The organism is Frankia sp. CeTa3Moorea, assembly GCF_978021225.1.
This window is the reverse complement of the sequence record NZ_CDXDOR010000189.1, coordinates 1-7,762: the sequence shown is the minus strand read 5'-3', so window position 1 is coordinate 7,762 and position 7,762 is coordinate 1. Positions and strand designations below refer to the sequence as shown.

The following is a 7,762-nucleotide window of genomic DNA, read 5'->3' as shown; positions in this document are numbered from 1 at the left end:
CGCCCCCACCCGACCAGGCACCACCTGATCAGGCCCTATCCGGTCAGGATCGCTCTCGTCCGGCGGGCAACACGGACCGGTGCATGAGCACGGATGCGACGTGGGTCAGGGCACGGCGCAACGCGCGACGCGGAACCCCACGTCGTCGAGGTGGAAGGCCGGGTGGCCGCGGCGGCGTACGGAGGCCCGGCAGCTCCAGTGCTCGTCGAACCACCCACCGCCCCGCAGCACCCGATAGGTGCCGTAGACCTCGGTGTCGTACAGGTCCCAGCACCAGTCCCACACGTTGCCCAGCATGTCGTACAGGCCCCAGGAGTTGGGCTGTTTGCCGCCCACGTCGTGGATTCGCCCGTGGGAGTTGCCGCGGTACCAGGCAATGTCGTCGAGTGGCCCGTACCGCGGGCCGCTCGTGCCGGCCCGGGCGGCGTACTCCCACTCAGCCTCGGTCGGCAGCCGGTACCCCTCGGCGCGGGTGTCCCACTCGACACCCTCGCCGTCGGCACCCTCGCCGTCGGCCTGGATACGGTACGCGGGCGCCATCCCGTCGCGGTGGGACAGGGCGTTGCAGAACCGGACCGCGTCCCACCAGGAAACCCCCTCGACGGGCAACCGGTCCCCGTGGGCCGAGCCCGGCCGCTGGCCGACAACCGCCGCGTACTGCTCCTGGGTGACCGGAAACGCCGCGAGACAGTACGGCGCGAGCTCGACCGACCAGTTGCGCTGCGTTCGCCGGTCGGACAGCGTCACCCGCCCCGGCGGGATGGAGATCAACGTGTTTCCCACGCTCGCGCCCATGCCGGGCGATCTTACCGAAGCTCGTCCGCACGGAGAGTCCCGGTAGGCACGCGGGCCGTCCGTCTAGAGTGTTGCTCTATGGGAGGCGTCGGGGTAGCGCCCAGTCGGGCCCGGCTGGTGGACGCGGCCGTGGCCTGCGTGCTGGAACATGCTGCTCGTCGGTCATCCCGGCATCCCGATCCTCGGTCGTAAGGCGTCTCGGATCACTACCAGCAGGTGATGGCGGCGCGGTTAACCTGTCAGCGGCTTGCCGAGTAGTTGGGGCTGGCCGTCGAGCGCCTCGAGCACGAGATGCGGCACCGTCTCGATCGCCCCGTCCAAGACGGCCGGGTAGCCCGGGGGGGATCTCACCCCCGGGCCCCCACAGAACGGAGCGTGATGGTCTCCTGTCACTCCGCTCGTCCCACCCAGTCCGTCAGAAGCTGGTGGTCCACGCCCAGTGGGCGAACAGGCGGGGCTGTCTACGAGTTAGCCCCTTCCACCATCGTTTGGCCTTCTTGAACGACCTCAGACGTCTGAACTTCCGCCTGGCCCATCGCACTAGGTAGGTGTTGATGCGTTGCAGTAAGCGATACAGCTCGGAGCGGTAGAACTGCCCGTAGTAGTTCATCCAGCCGCGGACGACCGGATTCAGCTACTCCGCGAGCGCCGTGATATCCTCGGTCGTGCGCAGGTTGATCCGCCATCGGCGGACCACGCCCCCCATCTTCTTGAGGGCGTCCCGGCTCGCCGCTGGCAGGAAGCTGGAGAACATCTGCCCGTCCTTTTTGCAGGCGCCTCTTGCCCGGAACGTGTAGCCGAGGAACGTGAACGACGTGTTGCCGTAGACCTCACGCCGGTTTCCGTCCCTGCAGTACACGATCCTGGTCTTGTCGGGGTGCAGGCGCAGCCCGACCTCTCTCATTCGCTCCGCCAGCTTGGCCCGCACATACCGGGCCTGCTTCTCGGTCACACAGTGCACTACCGGGAGAGTCGGCGGCGGGGATCTCACCCGCCGCAGCTCGCAGAACCTGCCGTGCACGTCTCCGCGCAGCAGGCTCCCATTGCCCAGCGGTCAGGGGAGAACGCCGAACTGCCAGTGCGCGAACAGGCCAGGTTCCCGACGCGCGATTTCGCGCAGCCATTCCGTCGCCCGCCGCTCTCGGCGTTTTAGCCGCTTGTACTTCCGCGTCGCCCATGCAACAAGCTTGCGGTTGAGGTACTTCAGGAGGGGATACAACATCGACTTGTAGAAGGAGCCGTAATAGGGGTCGCCGTAGTACTCGCGAAAAATCGGGCGGATATGGGGTGAGTAGGCTCCTGACCAGGGGATCTTCGGGTTTTGGCGGGAGGGTGCTGGGTGGTCGTTCCGACGCTCGCGGACGAGGAGTTGGAGGGGCTGCGTCGGTTTCCGGAGATCGGCCGGGAGGATCTTTTCCGGTTTTTCACGTTGACTCCCGCGGACCTGGCGTTCCTCGATCCCGGTCGGGGCCGAGGGCCAGCGGACCGGCTGGGGCTTGCGGTCGCCTTGTGCACGTTGCCGTGGTTGGGGTTTGTGCCGGACGACGTGACGTCGGCGCCGCGGGCGGCGGTGCTGCGGCTGGCTGAGCGGTTGGCCGTCGACCCGGATGTGATCGGCTCGTACGGGCGGCGGGCCAAGACACGCACGGATCATCTGCGGCTGGCTGCGCGGTATCTGGGGTGGCGGGTGCCGACCGCGCTGGAGCTGAAGGAGCTGGACGAGTTTCTTTTGGCGCGGGCGATGGAGCACGACTCGCCGACGTTGCTGTTCCGGCTGGCCTGTGAGTATCTGATCTCGGCGAAGGTGATCCGGCCGGGGCCGGTGACGGTGGTGAAGCGGGTCGGGCACGCCCGGGATGTCGCGCGGCGGGAGACGTTCGACCGGCTGGCGCACGAGTTCACCGATGAGCGCCGCGCTGGGCTGGACGGGCTGCTGGTGACCGACCCGGTGATCGGGATGACCCGGCTGCGGTGGTTGGGTACGGGGCCGGTGGAGGCGTCGCCCGCGGCGGTGAAGGCCGAGATCGCGAAGTTGATGTTCCTGCGTGGGATGGGCGCGCACGCCCTGGACTTGTCGGTGTTGCCGGCGGAGCGGCGGCGGTTTCTGGCCGCGGTGGGCCGCCGGCTGACGGCGCAGGCGTTGGCGCGGCGGGAGCCGGAGCGTCGGTACCCGATCCTGCTGACCGTGGTGGCGCAGTCGGTGACGGATGTGTTGGACGAGGTCGTGCAGCTGTTCGATCAGGCGGTCTCGGCGCGGGAGAGCGGGGCCGCGCACAGGATGCGCGATGAGCTGGTCGAGCGTGGCAAGGCCGGCGAGGAGCGTCAGGCGCTGCTGGACGCGGTCCTGGCTATCGTCGCTGACCCGGCGATCTCGGATGAGGACGTGGGTGGGCTGATCCGCGGGGAGAAGGTCGGGTGGGAGCGGCTGCGGGCCGCGCGGGCCGCCGCCCTGCCACCGCTGCCGCGCGATCACGGGCACCTCACGGCGTTGGACGGTTCCTACGGGTACCTGCGGCGGTTCACCCCCCAGGTCCTGGAGGCGGTGACGTTCGCCGGCGGCACCGCCGCGACTGACCTGCTCACAGCGGTGGACATTCTGCGTGAGTTGAACGCCACCGGCGCCCGTAAGGTCCCGCGGGGCGCGCCGAGCGGTTTCGTTCCGGCTCGCTGGCGCGGCTACCTGGACACCGCGATCAAGGCGGACGACGTCACCGCCTACCGGCACTACTGGGAACTGTGCACGTTGCTGGCGTTACGCGACGGGCTGCGCACCGGGGATGTGTTCGTGCCCGGCTCGCGCCGCTACTCCGACCCGGCCGCCTACCTGCTCACCCCGGAGAAGTGGGCCGATCATCGGGTGGAGTTCTGCCGGCTGGTCGGCAAACCCGCCGACGCCGCCCGGGGGCTGGCGGAGGTCGAGGACGAGTTACACGTGGCGCTGGGTGAGCTGGAGCGGACGCTCGCCGCCGGCGGCCCGGTTCGCCTGGACGCCGAGGGTGACCTGGTGATCTCCCCGCTGTCCGCGGAGGACGTCCCGGCCGAGGCGGTGGCGCTCAAGGCCGAGCTGACCGCGATGCTGCCGTTCGCGCCGATCGTGGCGCTGCTGATCGAGATGGACCAGCGCACCGGGTTCCTGGACTGCTTCACTCACGCGGGTGGCAAGCAGACCCGCACCGCGGAGGTGAAACGGAACCTGATCGCGGTGCTGATCGCGCAGGCCACCAACCTTGGGCTGACCCGGATGGCGGACGCCTGCGGCATCTCCTACGACGTCCTGGCCTGGACCGCGGAGTGGTACGTGCGGGAGGAGACGCTGCGCGCGGCGAACCTGACGCTCATCGGCTACCACCAGAAGCTGCCGCTGACCTCGGTCTTCGGCACGGGCACGCTGTCCTCCAGCGACGGGCAGCGGTTCCCCACCCGCGGCAAGTCCGTCACCGCCAGGGCTTTGAGCAGGTACTTCGCCCACGAGGGGCTGTCGACGTACACGCATGTGACCGACCAGCACACGACCTACGGCACGAAGGTCATCGTCGCGACCAGGCGCGAGGCGCACTACGTGCTCGACGAGATCCTCGGCAACGCCACCGACATCCCGATCGTCGAGCACGCCACCGACACGCACGGTGTCACGCTGGTCAACTTCGGCCTGTTCGACCTGCTGGGGTTGCAGCTCTCACCCCGCATCCGGGACCTGGGGAAGATCGCCCTCTGTCGGACGGGCTCGAAAACCGAGGTGAGCACGGCGTTCCCGCTCGCGGGGCCGCTGCTGACGCGGCGCGCCAACCTCGATCTGATCGCCGGGCACTGGGATGACCTGCTGCGCCTGGCCGGGTCGCTGAAGTTCGGGCACGCCACCGCCTCGCTGCTGGTCAGCAAGCTCTCGGCGTCCGGCCGGCAGAACGCCCTCGCGGCGGCGCTCAAGGAGTACGGGGCGCTGCGGCGCACGATCTACGCCGCCCGCTATCTGTCCGACCCGGCGTACCGGCGCAAGATCTCCCGCCAGCTCAACAAGGGCGAGTCACTGCACGCGCTGAAACGGGACCTGCTCTACGCCCACGAGGGCACGGTGCGTGCCCGCCACCTCGAAGCCCAGACCGAACAGGCCTGGTGCCTGACCCTGGTCACCAACGCCGTGGTGACCTGGACGACCGAGTACTACGGGCTCGCGGTGGACTCGCTGCGCGCGACCGGGCGGCACATCGACAACGAGGTACTCACGCACATCTCCCCGACGCACAGCGAGAACATCAACTTCTTCGGCGCGATCGAGGTGGACATCGAGGGCGAGCTGGCACAGCTCGGCCCGACCGGGTACCGGCCACTGCGGATGCGCGACACCTTGTTCTGACCGGTGCGATGGTCCGCTTCCGGTGCGCGGATGTCCCCGTGCTCCCTGGCCGGCTCGCCGCGCGCGAGGATGACGCCGTGGCGGAGGACTCCACGACGATCGAACTCGACCGGTCCGAACTCCGCGCGGTCGTCGGCTACACGGCGGCGTGCGCACAACCCGCATTGGCGATCTTTGAACGTGAACGCTCTGGCGATCGGCGCCCACGAGCGGCGCTCGACGCCGCGCGGGCGTTCGCGCGGGGAGCCGAGCGGACCCAGGTGATGCGGGACAGCGCGTGGGCCGCGCACCGGGCGGCTCAGGAGACCCGCGACGCGGGACAGGTCGCGGCGAGCGACGCCGCGCGCGCGGCCGGCCACGCGGTCGGCGCGGCGTTCCTTCATCCCCTGGCGCACGCCACTCAGGTCAAGCACATCCTCGGAGCGGCAGCTCACGCCGCACGAGCGCTCGAACTCGCCGCCGGAGACGATCCCACCGTCGGGGCCGACCACCTCGCGCAGGCGCGGATCCTCGCGTGTCCCGTGGTGGTGGACGTACTACGGCGCTACCCGGTCGCCCCGCGCGGCGGCGGGCGGGTCGGAGAACTGATCCGTCAGCTGGACGCGTCGCTCCGCCGCTCTACCGGATAATGGACCATTATCCGGTAAGGTGATCCACACCGGGGGCTGGTGGCCAGCGCGAACCGCGCGGCCGCCGGGACGCGACTCGTGCGCGTTATCCGGTAGCTCGACCGTGGCGGGAGCGTTGATGGCAGCGACAGTGACGAAGCTCGACGCCCGCCGGGCCGGACCCGGCCCGGCGGGCGGGCCGACGGTGCGCGCCGCCATCGACGCCTTCCTCGACGCCCCGGCGATCCGGGACAACCCGCACACCCTGCGCGCCTACACGAACGTGCTCGACCGAGTCGCCGAGCTCCTCGGCCCGGACCGGGCGCTCGCCGACGTCGCCGACGACGAGGTCGGCGCCGCGCTGACCGAGTTGTGGGCCGCAGCGAAACCAGCGACCTGGAACCGCAACCGCGCCGCGGTCGGCTCCTGGCTGGGCTGGTGCGCCAGCCGGCGGCACTGGACCACCCCGACGGTGCCGGCGGCCGCCGAACGGCGCCGCGAACCCGCGGACGACACCAAGGCCGTGGCCCGGTCCCGGATCGACCGGCTCTGCCGACGCCGCGACGTCCCCCTACGAGAGAAGACGCTGTGGCGGATGCTCTACGAGTCCGCCAGCAGAGCCTCCGCCGTCCTCGCGCTCAACATCGAGGACCTCGACCTGCCCAACAAACAAGCCCGAGTCGTCGTCAAGGGCGGCGACACCATGTGGATCACCTGGGGCACCGACACCGCCCACCTGCTACCCCGGCTCATCGCCGGCCGGACCCGCGGCCCACTGTTCCTCTCCGACCACCGGCCCGGCCCACACCGCCGCGCGACCACCGACCGACGCGACCTGTGCCCCGACACCGGCCGGGCCCGGCTCGGCTACGACCGCGCCCGGACCCTGCTCGGCCAGCACGGTGACGGACTACGCCTCCACCAGCGCCGCCACAGCGCGGCCACCCACCTCGGCGACGCCAACACCTCCGCCAACGTGATCATGGCGAAGACCGGGCACACGTCACTGCGCTCCGTCCAGCGCTACGTCAAACCCGGCCTGGCCGCCGTGCACCAGGCCACCGAGGCGCTCTCCAGCCCGCCACGCCGGGCGTAAGGCGGCGTCACCACAGGCCACAGGCATATCCGCCCGATTTTTCGCGAGTACTACGGCGACCCCCAGCCGATGCCCTTGCGCTCCCCGGGACGACCACGCCAGATCCGGGCCCGGTAGAGCAGCCGTGGCCGCCACCCGGGCCGGTAGCAGACCATCGGCGACCACACTCACCCGCCCGGACCCGCCCCGGCCGGGTACCCGCACCACCGGTGTTCGCCCACGTCGACCCCAGGTCCGTGCCCGTGGCGGCCTCAGGCTCTGCCCTGTCTCGTCGAGGAAACAGACCCAGGCATCCTGGGTCGCCGCGGTCTTTTTACCGCCGGCCACTCCTGCTCCGTCCACGTCTGGACCGCGGTGTCATCGCGTTCGACCGCCCGGCGGGCGGGAAGCTGACACGACCAGCCGTGCCGGTCCAACAGCAGCCACACCCCGGCCAGCGTGTAGGACACCCCGAACTCCCGCTCGATCACCTGGGCGATCCGGGCCAACGTCCACCGCTGATCATCCCAGCCGTACGGTCCGGGACCGCGGCGCAGGATCGCCTCCAACCGGGCCAGGTCCCGATCATCCAACCGGCACCGTGACCCCGACCCGGCCGACCGCAACCCGGCCTCACCCCCGGTCTCCCACGCGTGGTGCCAGCGGCTCGCGGTCTTCGGAGTCACCCGGAACTCCCGGGCGACCTCGGCCTGGCTCGCCCCCGCCGCGAACCGGCTGGCCGCGGCCAACCGGACCCGTTCACGTTCCACCTGATCGGCGGGCGTCAACCCGCCACCCGTCGCGTACCTCATACAACCGGTCTACCCGCCCCAAACCCGCTGGTAGACAGCTACAGAAAACCGCCCTGACCCCGAAATTTAAAGCTCAGTATCTGCTGTACATGGCGCTGGCCGTGCTGGTGGGTGGGCTGAT

At 70.1% G+C, this 7,762-nt stretch carries 8 protein-coding genes; 3 read left to right on the top strand and 5 right to left on the bottom strand.

What is annotated here, in order from left to right; translation table 11 throughout:
* Positions 1-105: 105 nt before the first annotated feature.
* The 4 genes from AC08OV_RS21900 to AC08OV_RS21885 form a co-directional block, all read right to left on the bottom strand.
* A complete protein-coding gene (locus AC08OV_RS21900; RefSeq protein ID WP_476615043.1) occupies positions 106-795 on the bottom strand; it encodes a formylglycine-generating enzyme family protein in 690 nt (229 codons plus the stop codon).
* A 415-nt stretch (positions 796-1,210) separates the two neighbouring features.
* Positions 1,211-1,429 carry a group II intron maturase-specific domain-containing protein gene (locus AC08OV_RS21895; protein WP_476615044.1) on the bottom strand — a complete coding sequence of 73 codons (219 nt, stop codon included), beginning with the start codon at positions 1,427-1,429 and terminating at the stop codon, positions 1,211-1,213.
* Complete coding sequence (locus AC08OV_RS21890; RefSeq protein WP_476615042.1) at positions 1,430-1,747, bottom strand: hypothetical protein; 318 nt, start codon at positions 1,745-1,747, stop codon at positions 1,430-1,432.
* Positions 1,748-1,849: 102 nt separating this feature from the next.
* Positions 1,850-2,017: a hypothetical protein gene (locus AC08OV_RS21885; RefSeq protein ID WP_476615041.1), complete on the bottom strand. Its 168-nt coding sequence runs from the start codon at positions 2,015-2,017 to the stop codon at positions 1,850-1,852.
* Between the two features lie 117 nt (positions 2,018-2,134).
* On the opposite strand from AC08OV_RS21885, the gene AC08OV_RS21880 reads away from it, so the two are divergent.
* From AC08OV_RS21880 to AC08OV_RS21870, 3 genes are all read left to right on the top strand, one after another.
* Entirely contained in the window at positions 2,135-5,146 is a 3,012-nt protein-coding gene (locus AC08OV_RS21880; RefSeq protein ID WP_476615040.1) for a Tn3 family transposase, read from the top strand.
* Positions 5,147-5,223: 77 nt separating this feature from the next.
* On the top strand, positions 5,224-5,775 hold the full coding sequence (locus AC08OV_RS21875; protein ID WP_476620245.1) for a putative immunity protein: 552 nt from the start codon (positions 5,224-5,226) through the stop codon (positions 5,773-5,775).
* Between the two features lie 118 nt (positions 5,776-5,893).
* Positions 5,894-6,850, top strand: a complete 957-nt coding sequence (locus AC08OV_RS21870; RefSeq protein ID WP_476615038.1) for a tyrosine-type recombinase/integrase — start codon at positions 5,894-5,896, stop codon at positions 6,848-6,850.
* Between the two features lie 251 nt (positions 6,851-7,101).
* Here the strand turns inward: AC08OV_RS21870 and AC08OV_RS21865 are convergent, their stop codons facing one another.
* Entirely contained in the window at positions 7,102-7,641 is a 540-nt protein-coding gene (locus AC08OV_RS21865) for a winged helix-turn-helix domain-containing protein (protein ID WP_476596086.1), read from the bottom strand.
* Between the last annotated feature and the right edge of the window lie 121 nt (positions 7,642-7,762).

What these genes read in the sequence shown, in the direction of transcription:
- AC08OV_RS21865 (WP_476596086.1), bottom strand. Translation starts at nt 7,641, where the DNA reads ATGAGGTACGCGACGGGTGGCGGGTTGACGCCCGCCGATCAGGTGGAA.
- AC08OV_RS21870 (WP_476615038.1), top strand. Translation starts at nt 5,894, where the DNA reads ATGGCAGCGACAGTGACGAAGCTCGACGCCCGCCGGGCCGGACCCGGC.
- AC08OV_RS21885 (WP_476615041.1), bottom strand. Translation starts at nt 2,017, where the DNA reads ATGTTGTATCCCCTCCTGAAGTACCTCAACCGCAAGCTTGTTGCATGG.
- AC08OV_RS21900 (WP_476615043.1), bottom strand. Translation starts at nt 795, where the DNA reads ATGGGCGCGAGCGTGGGAAACACGTTGATCTCCATCCCGCCGGGGCGG.